Origin of the sequence: Clostridioides sp. ES-S-0006-03 (assembly GCF_020662275.1) — a bacterium.
Taxonomy (GTDB): Bacteria; Bacillota; Clostridia; order Peptostreptococcales; family Peptostreptococcaceae; genus Clostridioides.
This window is the reverse complement of record NZ_JADGMM010000004.1, coordinates 37,067-56,800: the sequence shown is the minus strand read 5'-3', so window position 1 is coordinate 56,800 and position 19,734 is coordinate 37,067. Positions and strand designations below refer to the sequence as shown.

Annotated in this window: 17 protein-coding genes, 1 pseudogene and 1 riboswitch; of the genes and pseudogenes, 3 read left to right on the top strand and 15 right to left on the bottom strand. The window is 30.4% G+C overall.

Annotated features, from left to right (window positions below; translation table 11 throughout):
- Positions 1-143 precede the first annotated feature (143 nt).
- From IR151_RS06500 to IR151_RS06440, 14 genes and pseudogenes are all read right to left on the bottom strand, one after another.
- Entirely contained in the window at positions 144-779 is a 636-nt protein-coding gene (locus tag IR151_RS06500) for a single-stranded DNA-binding protein (RefSeq protein ID WP_227433712.1), read from the bottom strand.
- Between the two features lie 644 nt (positions 780-1,423).
- The gene (locus IR151_RS06495) at positions 1,424-2,305 is read right to left on the bottom strand and encodes a TSUP family transporter (RefSeq protein WP_227433711.1); all 882 of its coding nucleotides are present in this window, start codon (positions 2,303-2,305) and stop codon (positions 1,424-1,426) included.
- Between the two features lie 118 nt (positions 2,306-2,423).
- Entirely contained in the window at positions 2,424-3,431 is a 1,008-nt protein-coding gene (locus IR151_RS06490; protein ID WP_021386243.1) for a proline racemase, read from the bottom strand.
- Positions 3,432-3,450: 19 nt separating this feature from the next.
- The gene (locus tag IR151_RS06485) at positions 3,451-3,933 is read right to left on the bottom strand and encodes a glycine/sarcosine/betaine reductase component B subunit (RefSeq protein WP_227433710.1); all 483 of its coding nucleotides are present in this window, start codon (positions 3,931-3,933) and stop codon (positions 3,451-3,453) included.
- A 17-nt stretch (positions 3,934-3,950) separates the two neighbouring features.
- Positions 3,951-4,418, bottom strand: coding sequence for a glycine/sarcosine/betaine reductase component B subunit (locus IR151_RS20145; protein ID WP_003422094.1), 468 nt, complete (start codon positions 4,416-4,418; stop codon positions 3,951-3,953).
- Between the two features lie 14 nt (positions 4,419-4,432).
- Positions 4,433-5,191 (bottom strand): proline reductase cluster protein PrdD, encoded by a 759-nt coding sequence (prdD, locus tag IR151_RS20140; protein WP_255287823.1) that lies wholly within the window; start codon positions 5,189-5,191, stop codon positions 4,433-4,435.
- A 79-nt stretch (positions 5,192-5,270) separates the two neighbouring features.
- Positions 5,271-5,996: a D-proline reductase (dithiol) protein PrdB gene (gene prdB, locus IR151_RS06475; RefSeq protein ID WP_079739805.1), complete on the bottom strand. Its 726-nt coding sequence runs from the start codon at positions 5,994-5,996 to the stop codon at positions 5,271-5,273.
- A gap of 40 nt (positions 5,997-6,036) precedes the next feature.
- The gene (locus IR151_RS06470) at positions 6,037-6,330 is read right to left on the bottom strand and encodes a CBO2463/CBO2479 domain-containing protein (protein WP_227433709.1); all 294 of its coding nucleotides are present in this window, start codon (positions 6,328-6,330) and stop codon (positions 6,037-6,039) included.
- Positions 6,331-6,411: 81 nt separating this feature from the next.
- Entirely contained in the window at positions 6,412-8,292 is a 1,881-nt protein-coding gene (prdA, locus tag IR151_RS06465; protein WP_227433708.1) for a D-proline reductase (dithiol) proprotein PrdA, read from the bottom strand.
- A 140-nt stretch (positions 8,293-8,432) separates the two neighbouring features.
- Positions 8,433-8,849 (bottom strand): annotated as a pseudogene (locus IR151_RS06460) (D-proline reductase (dithiol) proprotein PrdA); the annotation flags it as partial.
- Positions 8,850-9,291: 442 nt separating this feature from the next.
- Complete coding sequence (prdR, locus tag IR151_RS06455; protein ID WP_227433706.1) at positions 9,292-11,052, bottom strand: sigma-54 dependent transcriptional regulator PrdR; 1,761 nt, start codon at positions 11,050-11,052, stop codon at positions 9,292-9,294.
- Positions 11,053-11,407: 355 nt separating this feature from the next.
- The gene (locus IR151_RS06450) at positions 11,408-13,534 is read right to left on the bottom strand and encodes a Cys-Gln thioester bond-forming surface protein (RefSeq protein ID WP_227433705.1); all 2,127 of its coding nucleotides are present in this window, start codon (positions 13,532-13,534) and stop codon (positions 11,408-11,410) included.
- A 589-nt stretch (positions 13,535-14,123) separates the two neighbouring features.
- A riboswitch (cyclic di-GMP riboswitch) is annotated at positions 14,124-14,209 on the bottom strand.
- Between the two features lie 463 nt (positions 14,210-14,672).
- Positions 14,673-15,986: a proline reductase-associated electron transfer protein PrdC gene (gene prdC, locus IR151_RS06445; RefSeq protein WP_227433704.1), complete on the bottom strand. Its 1,314-nt coding sequence runs from the start codon at positions 15,984-15,986 to the stop codon at positions 14,673-14,675.
- 390 nt (positions 15,987-16,376) lie between these two features.
- Positions 16,377-17,141 carry a polysaccharide deacetylase family protein gene (locus IR151_RS06440; RefSeq protein WP_227433703.1) on the bottom strand — a complete coding sequence of 255 codons (765 nt, stop codon included), beginning with the start codon at positions 17,139-17,141 and terminating at the stop codon, positions 16,377-16,379.
- Positions 17,142-17,431: 290 nt separating this feature from the next.
- Between IR151_RS06440 and IR151_RS06435 the strand changes: the two genes are divergently transcribed.
- Positions 17,432-17,635: an alpha/beta-type small acid-soluble spore protein gene (locus IR151_RS06435; RefSeq protein WP_003422115.1), complete on the top strand. Its 204-nt coding sequence runs from the start codon at positions 17,432-17,434 to the stop codon at positions 17,633-17,635.
- 190 nt (positions 17,636-17,825) lie between these two features.
- Positions 17,826-18,362, top strand: coding sequence for a DUF4364 family protein (locus tag IR151_RS06430; protein ID WP_009891708.1), 537 nt, complete (start codon positions 17,826-17,828; stop codon positions 18,360-18,362).
- A 3-nt stretch (positions 18,363-18,365) separates the two neighbouring features.
- On the opposite strand, the gene IR151_RS06425 is transcribed toward IR151_RS06430, so the two are convergent.
- A complete protein-coding gene (locus IR151_RS06425; RefSeq protein WP_227433702.1) occupies positions 18,366-19,232 on the bottom strand; it encodes a YncE family protein in 867 nt (288 codons plus the stop codon).
- 148 nt (positions 19,233-19,380) lie between these two features.
- Here IR151_RS06425 and IR151_RS06420 point away from each other — a divergent pair, with 148 nt between their 5' ends.
- Positions 19,381-19,626, top strand: a complete 246-nt coding sequence (locus IR151_RS06420) for a TIGR03905 family TSCPD domain-containing protein (protein ID WP_227433701.1) — start codon at positions 19,381-19,383, stop codon at positions 19,624-19,626.
- The last annotated feature ends 108 nt before the right edge of the window (positions 19,627-19,734 follow it).

Below are 19,734 nucleotides of genomic sequence, written 5' to 3'. Positions count from 1 at the left end.
CAGATTACATTATAATAAATGGCGAGCAACTATTCAAGAGATATTTCATTAGTATTTTTTTAAACAATCTTTATTTATTTTTAATATATTATTATAGCAAATTTATTAGTTTTTTTAATGAAAAAACAATATATTTTTAATATTTAATCATTATTATTTTCATCTAATTTTTTTATTTTTGATATAGATACTTCATATGCCATTTTTTTCACTACATTATCCTCATCTATTTTTTTCTCATACTCTCTACTTTGAACTCTACCCCAAAGCTGTATTCTATCACCAACTTTTAAGTTTTTTGCAAACTTTGCATTTCTCCCCCAAACTATTGATGGTATATAATCAGATTTATTATAAGGTCTGTTTATAGCTACCAATAAATCAGTTATTTCCCTTCCTAAAGGAGTTTTCCTATACACAGGCTCTTTACATACATACCCATCTAGAAATATGCTGTTTGGGTCTTTATTTTCCTCCTCTATAGCCTTTATTTCTCTAACAAATACTGTAAGCACTAATCTATTTTTATTATTTAAGGTTTTATTATATGATCTCAATTGACCTACAACATTGACTAAATTTTGTTTATTGATATCAATATCTTGAAGAAGTCTCTCTGACACAGTCATAGGAAGTGTATCAAAGGAATCACTTAGTCTGTTTATCTTTATTTTCACATTATAAAATTTCTCTCCAAATATCTCATGACTAAATTCTAGCTTATTGTCTAACTCCCCTCTTAAGTTTACTACGTTATTCTCATCTTTAACAGCTATCATATTTTATCCCTCCACAATTGTTAATTCTTATATTTCTGGTATCAGCTTATATAATAAATATATTTGTGAGTGATGTATTTTATTACAAATCTTTGATTGCTGTTTAAAACTTTTTATTTATTTATAAATTTCATTTAATCTTTTGATTTAAAGTTTGTAAAACTATTATGGATTCATACAATATATTATTTATTTTAATCAAAATTAATTATTAAATTACTCCTTATCTACTTTTAAGTCATATATAACTCAAGGCTAATTTATACACATAAGCAATATCAATATTTCAAATTAATTCAAATGATTCAGATAACTATCAAGTCATTATAAACTCAATTTTCTTCAATTATAAGTTATATTTGACTTATTATACTAATATTTTTGTTAATATACATCAATATATTAACTTTTTTTCTTATATCTAGTATTAAATTTAAATATTTAACTTCAGTTTACACCTTAACTTTAGAAAATATAGCTATATTTATACTTAATTTACTAAACTTATATATATATTGTATAATTGGCACACTAATTGCTTTATATAATTATATCTAATAAATAAAAAACTGCCTTAGAACATTAATATTAACGTTCCAAAGCAGTTTATAATTTTTATTGTTAGCTGTAATATTTAATAAATACTAAGCAGTCTTTTTATTTTTATTTGCAGCCATTATCATTGTAGCAGAAGTGTAAGCTATAACTATTATTACTAATGCTTTTAATATATCCATTGGTAAAGTTTTTACTATATATGCTGCTACGAAAACCCCTATTAAACCACAGATAGCTATTATAACTGATGCTTTTTTAGTATATGCATCTTCTTTTATGAATTTCATACTTGCAACTGGCATTAATAATGCACAAGAACCCATAACTATTGGGAACGCAACTTTTGCAGACATTCCTAAGAAGTAAACCATTGCCATACCTGGAGCATATAGTCCTATACCAGCTGTCATTAAAGCACCTAGTATAAAGTTACCTACTACACCTATTACTAACTTAACACCAGTAAGACCTAATTCATTTCCTCCACCTGGTAATACATTAACCCAAGGATGACCTAATAACATTAATATTGCTGTTAATGCTAGAGTCACACCCATAACCATTTGTATCTTTCTTTCGTCCATTTTAGCTATTATTCCTGCACCTATATATGAACCAACTGCTGCTGCTACAACCATAGATACTAGAGTTACACCATCAACTGGTATGATTGATGTAAATATAAATGCTTCAGTAACAACTGGAATAGTATGTGCTACGTTTAACGTACCAGGCATTTTCTTATCTGGTATGTTTAATTTTAAAGCTTTTGACATTGCTATTGTTGGAGCAAATGAGCCTATTCCTAATGTATCAAAAAAATCTGTTATAAATCCTGTTACAGCAACTTTTGGAGTACTTTGTTCTTCTAGTTTCCCCTCTTTGTTTGCTTTAGCTACGTCTTTACCAAATACAACTGCAAAGATTGCTGCGAATACTACGTATAATGCCTTTAAGATTGCTACCATAATCCATCCTCCTGTTTTTTTATTTTTTTATATATTCTGAATCTTATAGCCTAAAAGCTATAGAATAGTAACCAGCAAGAGGTTACTATTCTATTTTAATTTCCCAATTTATTTGTTTCTATTTAAGAATAAATCCATGTTTAAGTGGATCTTCTTCATCTATTACAAAGTGATTAAATCCAGTTATATAAGCAGAACCACTTATTTTAGGTACTACAGCATTGAAATCTGCAACTTTAGTTTCTTCAACTATTTCACCTTTGAATAAAGTTCCTAATATACTTTCATATACGAATTTTTCTCCTACTTTTAATTCACCTTTAGCATGTAAAGTAGCTAATTTAGCACTTGTTCCAGTTCCACATGGAGATCTGTCAACTTGACCTTGACCAAATATAACTACGTTTTTGTAAGTAGCTTCTGGATGAGTTGGCTCATCATATATTTCAACTAAATCTACAGTTTTTATATGAGCTAAAGTTGGATGTTGTATTTCTATTTTTTCGTTTATTATATCTCTAAGTTTCATAGCTAGTTCAGTTAATTTACCAGCATTTTGAGGTTCTATTTTTAAACCTAATTGACTTGCATGTATTATAGCAAAGAAGCTTCCACCAAATGATATATCAAATTTAACTGTTCCAACACCTGGTAAGTCAACTTCAACACCTTCTTTATATAAGAAAGCTGGTACGTTTAAGAATGATACTTCTTTAGCTTTTCCATCTACAACTGTAACGTCCCCTCTTATTATTCCTGCTGGAGCTTCCATAACTACATGAGTTATAGGCTCTACTGCTGGAACTACACCTGTTTCTATAGCTGCTGTCATAGCTCCTATTGTACCATGGCCACACATGTTAAGGTATCCGCCACCGTCCATGAAGATTATTCCAAAGTCAGCATCTGGGCAACAAGGTTGAGTCATTACAGAACCAAACATATCATTATGTCCTCTTGGCTCTAACATTATAGCAGTTCTTAAATAATCTAGATTTTTTTCTAAATATTCTTTTTTCTCAGGCATAGAATTTCCTTTTATGTTAGGTATTCCACCTACAACTATTCTAGTTGCTTCTCCTGCTGTATGAGAGTCTATAGCTTGTATACTTCTGCTAAATTTCATATCAAATTCCCCCTTAGGTTTATTTTGCGTTTTTACGCATTTTTAGTTTTAGAAAAGCTAATGCTTTTTTTACATCAACTTCATCCAAGTGATTGTCTCCAACTACTTCTGTTTCTATGTAGCCTGTTGTCTTTTTATAATCAATTATGGTAGCTTTATCTAAGTACTGATTGGTAACTACTAGACCATCTGCTCCCATAATAGTAAGACCTACTGTAGGTATGTCTGATTTTACAAACTCTGATATAGCATTTGTAAAATCAATATGCTGGTTTCCTGCCATATCTAAGGTTATAATCACTCCATCAGGTCGCAATGCTTCAACCCATCTTCCAAGCCTGGCTGATAAAAAGGATTTCCATTCATTGTGCTCTGATGTACCAACTACAACTACTCCTAGCAAATCTACGTCAGGATCATTGTCTATTAAATCAAGTAATGGGTCTCTAAAAATCTGAAGTGATGTGTTTTTCATTGATGTAGAAATTCCCACAAAACTCATCCCCTTACTTAAATTTTTTATCCATGCTTTCTCATTTTTAATTTTAAAAATGCCAAAGCTTTTTTAGCATCAATCTCATTTGTGTTGTTTTCTCCAACAACTTCTGTCTCAATACCTTCTTTTGATTTGTTCATATCAACTATGGTATCCATATATTGATTGCTTACAACAAACTTAGCTTGAGTACCATTAAATGTTACTCCAACTACAGGTATATCTCTTTTTCCTATTTCTTCAAATGTATTAGCATAGTCAACATGTGAGTTTCCCCAACCATCTGAAGAGACTATAGCTCCATCTACTCTCATAGCTTCCAGCCAAGCAGCTGTTCTCTGTCCTACAAAAGTTTTATTTTCATTTCCATCTGGAGTTCCTACTACTATTACTCCAAGTAAATCTACATCCTTATCACTTTCAACTATATCCAAAAGTGGGTCTCTAAAGTGATGAAGAGATGTTTCTTTTGTTGAAGGTCCTATTCCCATAATATCCACCTCTCTTAAGTCATAGCTCTAAGGGCACCATCTCTATATTCATTAGGAGATATAATCATAGGTACATTTCCCATATCTATAATTGATGTTCCTCCTTCAAAACCACTAGGTTCCTTTGAGAATAACTGATTGTCATACATAGCCCCTTGACCTGCTATTTGTTTTACTATGACAACCTTTTTTGCATTTGGTCGAATTTTGTCAAAATATTCACGAACTTGAGTAGCATTTCTTCCGTCTTCCATTTTCAAAGACGTTCTTATTTCTTGTATAAAATCATCACATGCTTTAAATGCTGCAAGTGGAAGTGTTCTTTCAAAAGGTAAACCTCCCTTAAGAGTTACATCCACATGGATTATATAGTCTTCAACTGATGGAGTCCCATATCTACCAAACACCATTTGTTCACTCAAAATTCCTTCTGAGGAACCAAATTCATGCATTTGATTTCCATCTTCGTCTGCACCAGTTAGCATTACATATACACCAGTTAAAGTATGTGTAATTCCCTCTCCCAATCTGCCTAAAACTTTGGTTGATATTGGTATAATGTCCATAATAGTATTAATTTCCCTGTCATAGTCTCCAGGTTTTATAATATCTACTTTTATATCTGTTATTAAATCTTCTCTTGCTTTTATTTCATCTATACTTGATAAATCAATTGTAAGTACATCTTTCTTTATAGAAGTTTTTGAACCGAAATTAACTTCATTCATATGAAACGGTTTTATAACAAGTCTTCTCATTATTTTTTCTTCCATAATAGCCACCTTTGTTCTTAAAACCCCTCTCCTAATTATGTAGGAGAAGGGTTTTGTATTTTCAAATATAAATTACATTTTAAACGTGAGCTTTATATTCGTATGGTAATGGAACTATCTTACCAGCAGATGGTATAGCAACTAATTGCTCTAATGTATCTCTTAATATATGTGTTTGCATTTCTATGTTATGTGGTTCACCAGCATTAGCACCCATTGGAACTAATGGAGCAACTGCTCTAGGAGTTCCGTTTTGTCTAACTACTGGAGGAAGAGCTGCGATTATTATTGTAGGTATTCCAGCTTCCTCTATTGCTCTCTGCACGATCACGGCAGTTCTATGGCAAGTACCTCAGCCAGCTGTCATGACTACACCGTCTACTCCCTCTTCTTTAAGTTTAGCAGCGATAGCAGGACCAGTTTCTTCAGTGAAGACATGTTGGTTTCCTCCACCACCCATGAATGCATAGTGCATAGGAGCTACTGCTTTTATAAATCCTTCTGCAGCTAATTCATGTAATCTATCTATAGGGAACATACAGTTTATATCTTTATTTACATCTCCATTATCGTATCCACCATGTGATACCATCATTTCATCAACTGTAGCTGTGTTAGGTACAGCTCTAAAAGTAGTATCTCCTGCTAGATTGAATCTCTTGTCAGATTTTAAGTGAACACCAGCTGCTGTAGCTAAAGCTATAGTCATATCTTTTAATTCTTTAGTTACAGGAGTCCAAACTGGAGGAGGTGTTATTGGAACAAATATTTCAGATTGAAGTCCTTGTACTGTTGTAAGGCTCATATATTTCCTCTCCCTTCTATTTTCAAACGATTAATTATTATTATTTTTCTTCTTCTTGCTTCTTTTTAGCTTGCATTTCTGCTTGCTTTTCTTTTTCTCTCCTAATATTTTCTACATACTCATGATTAGGTTCTGGACTTAATACCTCAGGATAGCTTAGCATGAATCCAACCTCTTGACCTATCTTAAGTTCGTAGTCAGTTATAAGCATTCTATTAGGTATTTTAAATTGTCCAAGTCTACCTTTTAGGTCTATAGTTACTCCACCACCCATGATTTCGACTATAACACCCTCATAAAAAGTCTCTGATGAGATATATTTTAATCTATCCATTATAATTTTACCTCTCTATACTTATTTTAAACTTGGATCTAAATTTATATTGTTATCTAAATCTTAGTTATTATCTAAATTTTAGTTTTCGTCTTTTTCGTATATTTCTCTTCTCTTCTTACTCATTGGTAAAGATTGCTCATTATCTTCTAATACTATTTTTTCTCCTGTAGCTTTTTCTATAGCCTCTATGTTATTTAACTTAACATTTGGATTCCATTTTCTTTCAGGAGCTTTAACTTCTACACCTGCAATAGCATTTTTAAGCATAGCCATGATTCTTATAGCCTCTTCTGGAGCTAATGTATTGTTTGATAATATTTCATTTTCTATACCTTGCTTAGACTTGTTATTGTCTACCATGTGAGTCATGTATTTATTACCAACAACTAGAGCACCTTGAACTGCTGAATAAGTTACACCAACTACTGGTATACCTCTCATACCTATTTGCTCTATGTGAGATGCGAAATCTATATGGTTGTTTCCGAAACCTTCAGTAGTTACTACAGCTCCATCAACTTCCATAGCTTCAACTAACATACCTAATCTCTTAGATACATAGAATTTCTCAGCATTTACTTGTGGAGAACCAACAAATACAACACCTACTAAATCTATTTCTTCATCTTGCATAGCTCTTATTACTAATGGCTCTCTCCAGTAATGTCTTGACATTTCTTTTGATGCAGGTCCTATACAAGTTAATGCATGGATACCACCATCTAATACTTCAAGTGGAGATAATACAACTGGCATGTTTCCTAAGTCAACGTTTGGTTGAGCTCCTAATGTACCAACTGGTTCAACTGGTAATATTAAGTTATCATGCATTGCACCTTGTCCCATTATTTCTTTTATAACAACAACTTTCTTTTTACCTTCTCTTCTATATTGCTCGATTACTTCTTCGTCTACTACTAAAGAGTTGTCAACTTTCTTTAAAGCTTCTCTTATCTCTTGAGTTATATAATCAAAAGCACGGTGAGCAGCTAAAGGTCCTGGTCTTTCCATGTTAGTTCCAGCTTTTATTGTTACTTGACCTTTGATGAATATTTCACCTTTGTCAGCAGCACCTGGTCTACCCCACATTATAGTAGTGTTTAATTCACCTTCTGAAGAACCGAATTCACCTATTTGAACTCCATCTTCATCTGTACCAGTTAATACCATTATAGCTCCATCTATAACTCTTGTTATACCTGAACCTAATTCGCCTTCTTCTTTAGTAGCGATTGGTTGTATATCTAATACAGCCTCACTGTAAGTTTCATACTTATCAGGAGTTATTATTTCTAATTTAACATCAACAACTAATTCTTGAGTGTCATTAGCTTCCTTACATATTTCTGCTGCATTTCTGATGTATAAAGTAGTTCCTTCTATTTTAGTTTCATCAGCAAATTCAACTTTGTCTATTTTAAAGTGTTTTTTAGTTAAGCTTCTTAATAATTTCTTTTCTTCAGCTTTTGGAGCTACTTCTGCTACTGCACCTGCTACTGGAGCAACAACGTTTGCTACTGGAGCAACAACTCCCGCTTGACCAGCTACTGATAAAGGTATTTCTAAGCTTATATCTTTACCTTCACCTATGTGTATTTTAACTGTTTCACCTAAAACTCCTGTGCTTACTGGCACTACTGCTTCTAAAGCTGCTGGAGCTTCTTCTACTACTGCTTCTTCTACTACTACTTCTTTAGCTTCTCCTGCTTTGTATCCTTCTACATTTTCTGTAGTCATTGGAGATAGAGCATCTAAAGTTTCTTTTAACTTAGCTCCTAGTACTTGACCTATAGTTAATCCATTTTCTGGTATTGTTAATAATCCAGAATCCTCTAAGTCTGCAAATATTGCTGGATCTTCTAAGTTTTCTGGTGCTATTATTGTTCCCGCTTCAAATCTACAACAACATACTGCTGGGTCATTTGCATGGGCTTGAGCTGTTTCTAAAGTTATTGACATAGTATAAAATACCTCCTTACATTATTTTCTTATTTATTATTTTAAATCTCGATTCCTCAACAGGTAACCCCTTAACTGAGGAATCAAGTAAATTAAAACCGGCTTTAATAGTTATATTTCAACTATTATTTTTGTGGTACTACTCCCATTTGAGCAGCTATTTTCAAAGGTATTTCTAAGTTTATATCTTTACCTTCTTTTATGTGTATTTTTATTACTTGACCTGTTGTAGCTTGAACTGTAGCACCTTGAGCTACTGGAGCTTCTACTTCTTTAGCAGATTCTTCAGCATCTGTTTTTGCTACTTTATATCCTTCTACATTATCTGTAGTCATTGGAGATAATGCATCTAAAGTTTTTGTTAATTTAGCTCCTAATACTTGACCAACTGTTAAATGATTTTCTGGAATAACTAATAATCCTGAATCTTCTAAATCTCCAAATATTGCTGGGTCTTCTAAGTTTTCTGGTGCTATTATTGTTCCTTCTTCAAATCTACAGCAGCATACTGCTGGATCATTTGCATGGGCTTGAGCTGTTTCTAAAGTTATTGACATAATAAAATGCCTCCTTCATTTGATTTTTAATTTATATTGATGCCCTAACACTCTTAATAATTAACATATTTACTGTTCCCTACTAACAGCCCTAAGTGTTAAAACTTTTCAACTTACATAAATCGTCATAATTAATACTATTTTTTTCTCATTTGAAGTCACTTTATATATAAGCAATTCCTATGCCAACTTATTAACAAAAAGATATTTTCTATAATACAACCTTCCTCTATCGCTATTTTTAGCCAAATATTATATAACTATTTATTTACAACACCCTGTTTTTTATGTTTGGAAACATTTTCTCAAAACAAAAAAAGTGTCAATTAATCAACACTTTTTTATTTTTTTTAACACAGTCACATATATCATACTACTCCAAACATTGATTTTGCTTGGTTTCAAATTAAAGATTATTATTTTGTCAAAATTTAGTCATGTGTCATATTTTAGACACATCTATTTTATACTGATCTATCTTATAATATAACGTAGTTCTTGGTATGTTTAATATTTTAGCAGCTTTAGCTTTATTTCCATTAGACATTTTAAGTGCCTTTGTTATATTTTTTACTTCAATCTTTTGAGTAGCTTTCGTCAAATCTAGAGGATATTCTTCTTCCTCTGTATTGTTATTTCTAGAATCCATCATATAGCTTGGTACATCATCTACTTCTATTCTAGGATTTTGGGATAGGACAACAATATTTTCAATTGTGTTTTTTAATTCCCTTATATTCCCTTTCCATCTATAATTTTGAAATATATCAATTACATCTTTACTTATTGTAAGAACAGGCTTATTGTTTTGTTTGCATATTTCTTCCAAGAAACTATGCACTAATAATCCTATATCTTCTTTTCTCTCTCTAAGAGGTGGTATTTTTATTTCTACAACATTTAATCTATAATATAAATCTTCTCTAAATTTTTCTGCTTTTACCATTTTTTCTAAATCTTTATTAGTAGCTGATATTATTCTAGGATTTATTTTTATTGTAGTATCTCCACCAACTCGTCTTATTTCTTTTTCTTGCAATACTCTAAGCAATTTAGCTTGCATACTAAGAGGTAAATCTGCGATTTCATCCAAAAATACTGTTCCATCCTTCGCAAGTTCAAATATACCTATTCTACCTTTTTTACTTGCTCCAGTGAATGCACCTGATTCATAACCAAAAAATTCGCTCTCAAATAATTCATTTGGTATAGCACTACAGTTAACAGGTATAAATTGACCTTTTCTCTCACTATAATCGTGAATAGCTCTAGCAAATACTTCTTTACCTGTACCACTTTCGCCCCAAATGAATATACTACTGTTGGTTCTAGCTACTTGTTTTGCAATCGCTTTCGATTTTTCCAATTTATAACTTTTACCTAAAATCTTGTCAAAGCTACCTTTAGATAAATTTTTTACTTCATCTTTTAAATATTTTAATGTATCATTTACTTTTTCAAGTTCAAGAGCTAATATCTTAGCTTCTGTAACGTCTACTTCAGTACATACAACACCAATGAATTCTTCTTTATAAAATATAGGATTTGCATGAACTAATGCATACATGTTTTCTTTTTTGTCAGTAAAATATAAATCACTCATACCGACTTTACTATTTAGTACTTTTTCTGAAATAGTATTTTCCAAAAACTCGTTCATCGGTCGACCCACTATGTCTTCAGACTTTATATCATACCTTTCTTCCATAAAATTATTCCATAAAATTACAACACCTTCATTATTTATAGCACAAATTCCTTCTTTAATCTGACCTATAATGTATTTTAAAGTTAATCCATAATCTTCTAAATGCATGTATAAATAATCTCTAATATGCTCTTGTTTCAAGACACCAATGATTTTATTATCTCTAAGCACAGGAAGAATACCTATATTTTTTAATATCATTATATCTCTACACTCATCTAAGGTTAAGCCTTCACTGACATATATAACATCTTTTTTCATTATAAGTTTTACTGGTTGGCCTTCATATTTTTTATGCATCTCATAAAGATTATGTATATCAGTCATAGATATAATTCCTTTTAATTCACTAGATGAATCTATTACCATTAGAGTTTTTGTATTACTTCTTATCATTTCTTTTATTGCACTTTCTATTTTTGTGTCTTCGTCTATAGTTGTAAATTTTGTATCCATTACTTCTTCTACTTTTTTTACTTCTGGTATCGAAAACATAAAGTCCCCCCTTTATAGTAGTACCTCATCAAAACTTATTTATATATATTTATTCTAGCATATTATAATAATAATTTATTGAATAATTAATATTAAAATTTCTTAAGAGATTAATATCTAAATTTGTATAATCACTAAAATTGACTTATAATTCATACAAATAAAATCAAATGAATTATATACTTAGTACATTACTTTTTCAATACTATTTTCACCTTCAAACCATTTTTCTATTCATAAAACAGTTAGTGTACACTTTAAAATAAGTTATACTTACGCAAAAAAAATGTCTCAAAACGATTTTTAAATCAATTTGAGACAATGTATTTTTAAACTTAATAAGTAATAATCTAGATTAATTTTTTGCTCTTTTACAATGATACCCTAATCCACAAATTGCAATTATGCCAATAAATACATATGACATTATTTGAGTTTCGTCACCTGTTTTTGGTGATTTTACCACAGTATCATCTGTTGGTGGTACTGGTGGATTTATTACAGTATCATCTGTTGGTGGTACTGATGTATCTACCACAGTATCACCTGATGGTGGTACTGGTGGATTTACCACAGTATCATCTGTTGGTGGCACTGGTGGGTTTATCACAGTATCATCTGTTGGTGGTACTGGTGGGTTTATCACAGTATCATCTGCTGGTGGCACTGGTGGATTTATCACTGTGTCATCTGTTGGTGGTGATGGCTTATGTCCATTTGAGTCTCCTCCTCCTGATGGTGGTACTGGTGGATTTACAGTATCATCTGTTGGTGGCACTGGTGGATTTACATCTGAACCTCCATCTGTTGGTAAACCTATATTAAAGTTAACTTCTTCACCATTCTTTTGTTCTATTGTATAACTCAATAAATTTTGCTTACTAGCTGGTAATAAAGATGAATGGTCTTTCTCTCCAAAATCAAAAACTGACTTATAATATTGAATAGCTTTAGGGAAAATATAATCATAAGATACTGCAGAGATATTAGCCTTTGAATCTGGCTTTTCAACACTTTTAAGTTTAAATTTATGTTGTGTTGAAACTTCTACTTCACCTGTACCTATTATATTGCCCTCTTCGTCATAGGCAGTTACTCCATTTGGCAATCTTAACTTAACTACACCACTATAACCCACTAAAGCTATAGCTTCTGTTTCATAAGTTCCATCTTCATTTTTATCAAATTTAATATCAGTTGAACCATTGCTTAGGCTAGGTTTTCCTGTATCATCTGGTTTTAGTTGTTTATGACCTGCATCTAACAATGCTTCTAAATAAGCTTTTATATTTATTGCTTGTTCTTTACCTTTTTGATATTCAGCTTTTTCTTCTTCAGTCTTTGCACTTTCTATAAGTATATCATAAAAGTTTATACTTCCTTGATATTGTTTAAGTTTTGCTTGTTCATCCACTTGTCCAAGCATAATCCATATTGCACTTTGAGTTGCTGAATAAACTGCACCTTCATTTTCTTCTCCACCTAAATTGAACTGTTGTTTATATCCAAATCCATCAAATTCAGAACCTGCATAGATTATAGATTTAATTGCATCTTCATTTTTATTTTCTTGACCATTAAAATCTTCTGCTGGTAAATATGGACTCTTACCATCACTGGTTGGAGCTTTTAGATTATTATTATAACAAAATGCAGTTTGTTCGCCATCTTCTCCATCTATTATATATTTGTTATCTTTAGTACTTGCGCCTATAAGACCCTCTACTATATAATCAAAAGTTAACGTCTTTGTAATATCATCAAATCTTATATCATAATAAGGTCTATTTGAACCATCTTCTTTTAGTAAACATGTATTTTTTACTTTTGCTTTTTTATCATACCATAGATGTAAATTTTGATCTTTTGAAGTAAGTACTTGTCTAATTTCTGATTGTTCATCTGTTTTTACAGATTCTTCATCTTCCCAGAAATTATATACAATTTTAGTTATCTGAGATAAAGTCATATCAAGAATTTTCTCAATATTTTGCTTTAAGTTCATTTCTTCTACTACTAGTTCTTCTTCTGGAGTTTGTTCATCCGATGGTTGTTCTCCCTCTGGAGTTTGCCCCTCTGATGGTTGCTCTCCCTCTGGAGTTTGTCCCTCTGATGGTTGTTCCCCTTCTGGAGTTTGTCCCTCTGATGGTTGTTCCCCTTCTGGAGTTTGTCCTTCTGATGGTTGCTCTCCTTCTGGAGTTTGTCCCCCTGATGGTTGTTCTCCTTCTGGAGTTTGTCCCCCTGATGGTTGTTCTCCTTCTGGAGTTTGCCCCTCTGATGGTTGCTCTCCTTCTGGAGTTTGCCCCTCTGATGGTTGTTCTCCCTCTGGAGTTTGTCCCTCTGATGGCTTCTCACCATCAAGAACTACATCTTTGCCCTTCATTTCAGCAGCGTAAGATACTATTGGCGTAAATGTAGCAAATACCATACTAAAAGCGATGGCTAAACTAATTATGCTTGATTTTTTAATTTTTACTTTCAAAATTCTCCTGATACTAAAAATATATATTGTATCTATCTAATATAATTCAAAATATTATATTCTTGTATAGATTTGATTCCACAATACATCTTTAGCGTGTTCAATTAGGGTCGTTAATCCTAACCAGTTCTCTAATGAACTTCTTAATATTTCTATTAAGCACAGACTATATCATTACCTAATAATTAGGTACTCCCCATTTCCCCACACTTGTAGGTACGAGATTTCTCTCTAGTCGTTGAAGTTTCTTCTTTTCGAAGCTTACCTGCTGATTATCCATTTTTAAGGCACTTAGGATTTAACCTTATGCTATCTAACTAATTTTTTCTACTTTCGTAACCATCAAGTATCTATCAAATAGACACTCTATCACATCTATCCTTATTTCATGATTATGTTGTGGTTTAGTTAGCTTTAGGAACTTCCAGCAATTAAAGGAGTTTTGGGCAGATGTTCTGCCACTCTACACTCTTTATGAATGTAGGGAGCTATTTCAAAAATATATTTTATATTTATTTATATTTACTATGATTTATGTACTTTATTATATCTGTTTATATATTTTTGATAATTAAAAGTTACTCCTATTTATATTTATAGCAGGTTGCACTACTAACTCCATATATCCCTTAAGTGCCCAAATTTAAGATATACTTCAAAGTTTCTATAAATAGGTTTTTGTAATTTTTATTTTTGTAATATTTTGTTCAATGCTTTAACTCTTTAAGTGCACTTTTTATGAATGTATTAAAATACAAACTAATATTTCAAAATAATTTTTCTAATATAAGACAAAAATTCGTTTCTATACTAAAAAAGATACCATGGAGTATCTTTAAATAACACAAAAACTTTTACTCTATTGGATAGTTAACTAAATTTAATTTATATATGTCAACACAAATCACATACTTGAGCTTTACTATTTTTGTCTGATATAATTTTAATAGCTATTGTCATTATTATACAATATAGATTAATTTTTGTCTATTTTTTCCATTTCATTTATATATTTTATAAATTTAACTTATATATTACATAAAAAAACATCCTCAGAAGTAATTTTTAAGACTCACTTCTAAAGATGTTTTTATTATATGATTTTACATTAATTAATATATGATTTTACATTAATTAATTATTTTATTTTTAATCTTACGTCACCTTTTATTCTTCTTATTAATGGGTGATTAACTGTTCTCATTACATGGTCAGTTATATGATATACACCTAATTTTAATTTTGGTGCAGAACCCATTACTGTATTACTACAGTCAGTACAGTTACCTATTAATATAACTTCTGCTCCAGCTTTTTTAAATTCTATACATTTTTGAGCTTGTCCTGGACAGTGTCCTGGATTTTCACATTTTAATGCACCTTTTATTTCTTGAGCTTGTTTACATTTTTGAACTGATACTATATCAGTAACGCCCATTTTAGCTGCTATGTCTCTCATTCTTTCTTCGTTAGGTCCACATGCACAGACTAAAAGACCCATTTTTCTTTTTTCATTAACAAATGGCATAGTAACTATTATACCACCACTAGTTTTAGTTATTGGAGTATCTAAAGTAGTAGCTTTTCCTGTGAAAGGTCCTCCTAGGATTATTTCACCATATTCACCTTTTATTCCACCAGCTCTTTCAATTAATTCTCCAACAGTAGTTCCGATTGGCACATCTTCAAATACTATAGATTCTTTTCCACTGTTTAATTGACCAACTACAGTTATATTTTTAGATATAACTGGTCTTTTTTGCTCAACAGCTTCTACTATTCTAGTTAATGTTTCTACGTTTATTACTACTGCATTAGCTTCTGAAGGTAATTGAGTTGGCTCAAGTAATTTTCCTAGAACATCTCTTACTATAGCTCTCTCTTCTCCCATTGGGTACATATCAACTAGTTCAGCAACTTCTATATTGTCTCCTGGTTTTATTACTTTTTTGAATGCTGCTATTGCTTCTGGATGTTTGCTTTTTATTGCTAGCATACCTTTTCCAGCATTAGTAACTTCCATAGCATATTTTATACCTTTGTAAACTATTTCTGGATTTTCTTCTATTTCTTTTATGTTATGAGCTAGTAAAGGTTCACATTCAGCTGCATTTGCTAATATTGTTCCACCTTTTAAATCTATGTTTAATTTTATATGAGTAGGGAATCCTGCTCCACCCATTCCTACAACTCCAGCTTCTTTAATTAAGTCAAGTATACTTTCTCCTTTTAATGGTTCAAAAGTATCATCTTGTGCTTCATCAGCTTCAATTACTATAGCTTGGTCATTTATTTCACTTATTTTTCCACTAACACTGGCATAAATATTTGCTCCTAATCCAGCTGGTTCTGCGATTAGAGTTCCTTTTTTTACTACATCTCCAACACTTACTACTGGCTTATCTGGACCACCAACGTGTTGTTTTAATAAAATAGAATATAGTTTGTTCAACTAGTACGCCCCCTTAAATATATTAATTTTTTTTATAAGCTGTTCAAATAATATTAATCTTGTTTTTCTATTACAAGACTTTAACATATTGTTTATTTCTATAGAACATATCGCTTATTATCAAAGCAATTTCTATGCCAACTTTTAAACAAAGTTATACCCTTTGAAAATACTATCTTACAGCGTTTATAATTCAATTTAATCATTTAAACCCAATAAAAAAAAGTCAATTATTAGACGTTTTTTTTACTGATTTAATCTATAATTATTGATATTACATACATACATAAAAAAGTGTCAAAAAACAGACACCGTCTTTTTATCGACACTTTTCTAACATATACTATATAATTTTCCACAACACTGCTAAAAATATACATTTATTAATTATTAATTTTTTAGTTTTTGTACTCCATTAGAATCAACTATGTAATTGTCTTTATATAATAAATCAGATATTTTTACTAAGCTATATCCATCTTTTTTAAGTCTATTTATTATGGTGTCCAAATAGTTATCTACATCATTTATATTAGCATGAAATAAAACTATTGAACCAGGCTGAGATTCTTTTATTACTTTTTCAATTACATGATTTGGGCCAAGCTCTTTCCAATCTATCGAATCTACATCCCACTTAATTACTTTATAACCTAAATCCCCACAAATGTCCATAGCTTTATTGTTTACGTCTCCAAAAGGTGGTCTAAATAGATTAGTCTTTTTACCTGTTATGCTAAATATTTTTTCCGATGTAGTTTCTATTTCTTCTTTTATATCCTCTTTTGATATCTCTTTTAAATTAGCATGTGTATTTGAATGATTTCCAATCTCATGTCCTTTTTCATCTATAGCTTTAACAATTTCTTTGTTATCATCCACCCAACTACCAACTAGAAAAAAAGTAGCTTTTATGTTATGTTTATCCAAAATTTTAAGAATATCATCCATGTTATCAGTTCCCCAAGCAACATCAAAACTCAGAGCTATCTTTTTCTCATTTGTATCAACTCTATATATAGGCATTTTTGAGTTATCAGATTTAGCGCACACATATTTTATTCCATAAACAAGAGCAAATATTAGTACCAATAATAATGAAAAAAATAAAACACTATATATTAAAGCTTTAGTTCTCTTAACTTCTCTTTTCATACTGTTCCCCCTTTTAAATAAATTCTTCTATATTTAAAATTTATTTTTTTTTAGCTCAAAAAAGTACTGTAATATTTAATTTATAGGACAACAAATAAAAAAATAAACTCTATATTAGGCCAATTAAATCCTTTAAAATACTACTTTTTTTAATTTTTTTATATTTTTTACATTTTTACCTTTATTTTTCTGTATATATTATTTTTATTTTGGAGAAATTAGTATTAACATCACATAAATAAAAGTGTTGTTAGACATCATAAACTAATTATTTAAGGAGGAAATTTACTATGTCAAATTCAAACAGAACAGTAGTGCCAGAAGCAAAAGCAGCTTTAAATCAAATGAAATTAGAAATAGCTAACGAAATAGGTTTATCTAACTATGAAAACATAGACAAAGGTAACTTAACAGCTAGAGAAAATGGATATGTTGGTGGATACATGACTAAGAAATTAGTTGAAATGGCTGAAAGACAAATGGCTGGAAAATAGATAGTAAATTTTGACACCTGGGTATCAACAGGGCTGCCGATTGGTAGCCCTGTTTTCTTGTCTTCATTTATAAAATTAATTTTATCTAATTTGTTAAAGATTAATGATACTATACAAATTATTCTTTTAATTTTGTATAAATTAGTTTAATATATTATATATAGAAATAGTTTGACGGAGGATGATATTTATGTTTGAAAACTCATCTGAAGAATTAGCTTATCACAAACTTTTAATTTTGTATATATTGGAAAAAATTAAAATGGATTTAACTAATTCTCAAATAACTCAAGTAGTATTAGAGACTGAAATGATGAATTACTTTTCATTACAACAGCTTTTATCTCAGCTTATGGAATCTAAGTTTTTGACTACATATAAAGACTCTGACAGAGAATATTATGCTCTTACTCAAAGAGGTGTAGAAAGTCTAGAATACTTTTTTAATCGAATACCTACTAGTGTTACTGAAAAAATAGACAAGTATATAGATTCTAATAAAGAAAATTTACTAGCAGATACTCAAGTAAAATCTAGCTTCGTAAAACAAAGTGATAATGAATTTATTGTCAATCTTAGAGTCATAGAAAATCAATCTAACTTAATAGATTTAAATCTAAATGTTTCATCAGAGAAACAAGCAAAACTTATTTGTAACAATTGGAAAAACAATGCATCTTATATGTATGCTGAAGTTATCGACTTACTTATAAGAGACATACATTAAGGCCTACAAACAAACTATAGTTGTAGGCTCTTTTCCTACCTTGATTACTTTTATTAATTTATTATTTGCAGTTTCATATACTTTAACTGAGTTTTCTTGAGTATCTGATACAAATAATAACTTTTCATCTTTAGATATTTCTAATCCCTGAGGAATTCCATCTATTTCAATATTTCCAATATATTTACTTGTTGTATAATCCAAAATTCTTACATTATTATAACCCAAGTCAGCAACATAAACTTTTTTCCCACTATAATTAAACCTTATTTCTACTGGCAATAAGAATTCATATAATACCTTTTTTATATCCATACTTACTTCATCAACTATTACAAGCTTTCCATCAAGTGTTGATATATACATTTCTTTCTTTTGTTTATCAAGTGCTATATGCCATGCTCTAAAGTCCATATTGATTTTCTTTTGTATACTTTTATTTATTGTGTCTATACATACTATCGAATTTATACATGGTACATATAACTTTTTACTCTCTCTGTCAAAATCAAATCCATGTGGCATATTATCAACACCAATGATTCCTATTGGATTTAATGTATTTTTATCCAACACATATATGCTATTTGAATCTTCATTTGCTACAAATAGCTCATTATCACTAAGCATAACTTGACTAAGACTTCCTCCTATAGAAACAGTATCAATTATTTTATCATTACTTAAGTCTAAAACATATAGTATTCCATTGCTCGAACTAGGTATGTATATCAAATTTTTTTCCTTTTCTATGCAAAAATGATGTGGATATATATTATCCTCTAATACTATTTCTTTTTCTAGTTCAAGTGTAGAATAATCAACTATACTAATGCTCTTTGATAGGTAGTTAGAAATATAGATTTTCACATAACCCCTCCTCTCTACAATACATATACTACAATAATATATTATTTTATTAGCTTGTATTATGCTTTATAGTTGCATTATTATACATATATTTGGTATTATTATTGATGTTGACACAATGAAATAATAATTAATGGAGGTCTTTTTTATGAAGGTTACTTTTAACCCAAGTGGTGTTTGTTGTAGAGAGATGTTTTTTGAAGTTGATGAAAATAATGTGATTGTTGATGCTGAGTTTATAGGCGGATGTAATGGAAATTTATTAGGGCTTAAGAGTTTAATAATTGGTCAAAATGCTCTTGAAATTGCTGATAAATTAAATGGTATTGATTGTGGAGGTAAGGGTACTTCTTGCCCAGACCAATTATCTAAAGCTATTCGTCAATCTATATAGATATTACTAATATATAGTGATACGCTAATCTAAAAACTGATTTCATTAAAAAAGGAGTTGTCTATTATTTTAGCCAACTCCTCTTTATATATCTTTTATTTATATCCA

What these genes read in the sequence shown, in the direction of transcription:
- IR151_RS06500 (WP_227433712.1), bottom strand. Translation starts at nt 779, where the DNA reads ATGATAGCTGTTAAAGATGAGAATAACGTAGTAAACTTAAGAGGGGAG.
- IR151_RS06420 (WP_227433701.1), top strand. Translation starts at nt 19,381, where the DNA reads ATGAAGGTTACTTTTAACCCAAGTGGTGTTTGTTGTAGAGAGATGTTT.
- IR151_RS06485 (WP_227433710.1), bottom strand. Translation starts at nt 3,933, where the DNA reads ATGAGTTTTGTGGGAATTTCTACATCAATGAAAAACACATCACTTCAG.
- IR151_RS06470 (WP_227433709.1), bottom strand. Translation starts at nt 6,330, where the DNA reads ATGGATAGATTAAAATATATCTCATCAGAGACTTTTTATGAGGGTGTT.
- IR151_RS06495 (WP_227433711.1), bottom strand. Translation starts at nt 2,305, where the DNA reads ATGGTAGCAATCTTAAAGGCATTATACGTAGTATTCGCAGCAATCTTT.
- IR151_RS06490 (WP_021386243.1), bottom strand. Translation starts at nt 3,431, where the DNA reads ATGAAATTTAGCAGAAGTATACAAGCTATAGACTCTCATACAGCAGGA.
- prdD (WP_255287823.1), bottom strand. Translation starts at nt 5,191, where the DNA reads ATGGAAGAAAAAATAATGAGAAGACTTGTTATAAAACCGTTTCATATG.
- IR151_RS06435 (WP_003422115.1), top strand. Translation starts at nt 17,432, where the DNA reads ATGTCAAATTCAAACAGAACAGTAGTGCCAGAAGCAAAAGCAGCTTTA.
- IR151_RS20145 (WP_003422094.1), bottom strand. Translation starts at nt 4,418, where the DNA reads ATGGGAATAGGACCTTCAACAAAAGAAACATCTCTTCATCACTTTAGA.
- prdR (WP_227433706.1), bottom strand. Translation starts at nt 11,052, where the DNA reads ATGTTTTCGATACCAGAAGTAAAAAAAGTAGAAGAAGTAATGGATACA.
- IR151_RS06430 (WP_009891708.1), top strand. Translation starts at nt 17,826, where the DNA reads ATGTTTGAAAACTCATCTGAAGAATTAGCTTATCACAAACTTTTAATT.
- prdA (WP_227433708.1), bottom strand. Translation starts at nt 8,292, where the DNA reads ATGTCAATAACTTTAGAAACAGCTCAAGCCCATGCAAATGACCCAGCA.
- IR151_RS06440 (WP_227433703.1), bottom strand. Translation starts at nt 17,141, where the DNA reads ATGAAAAGAGAAGTTAAGAGAACTAAAGCTTTAATATATAGTGTTTTA.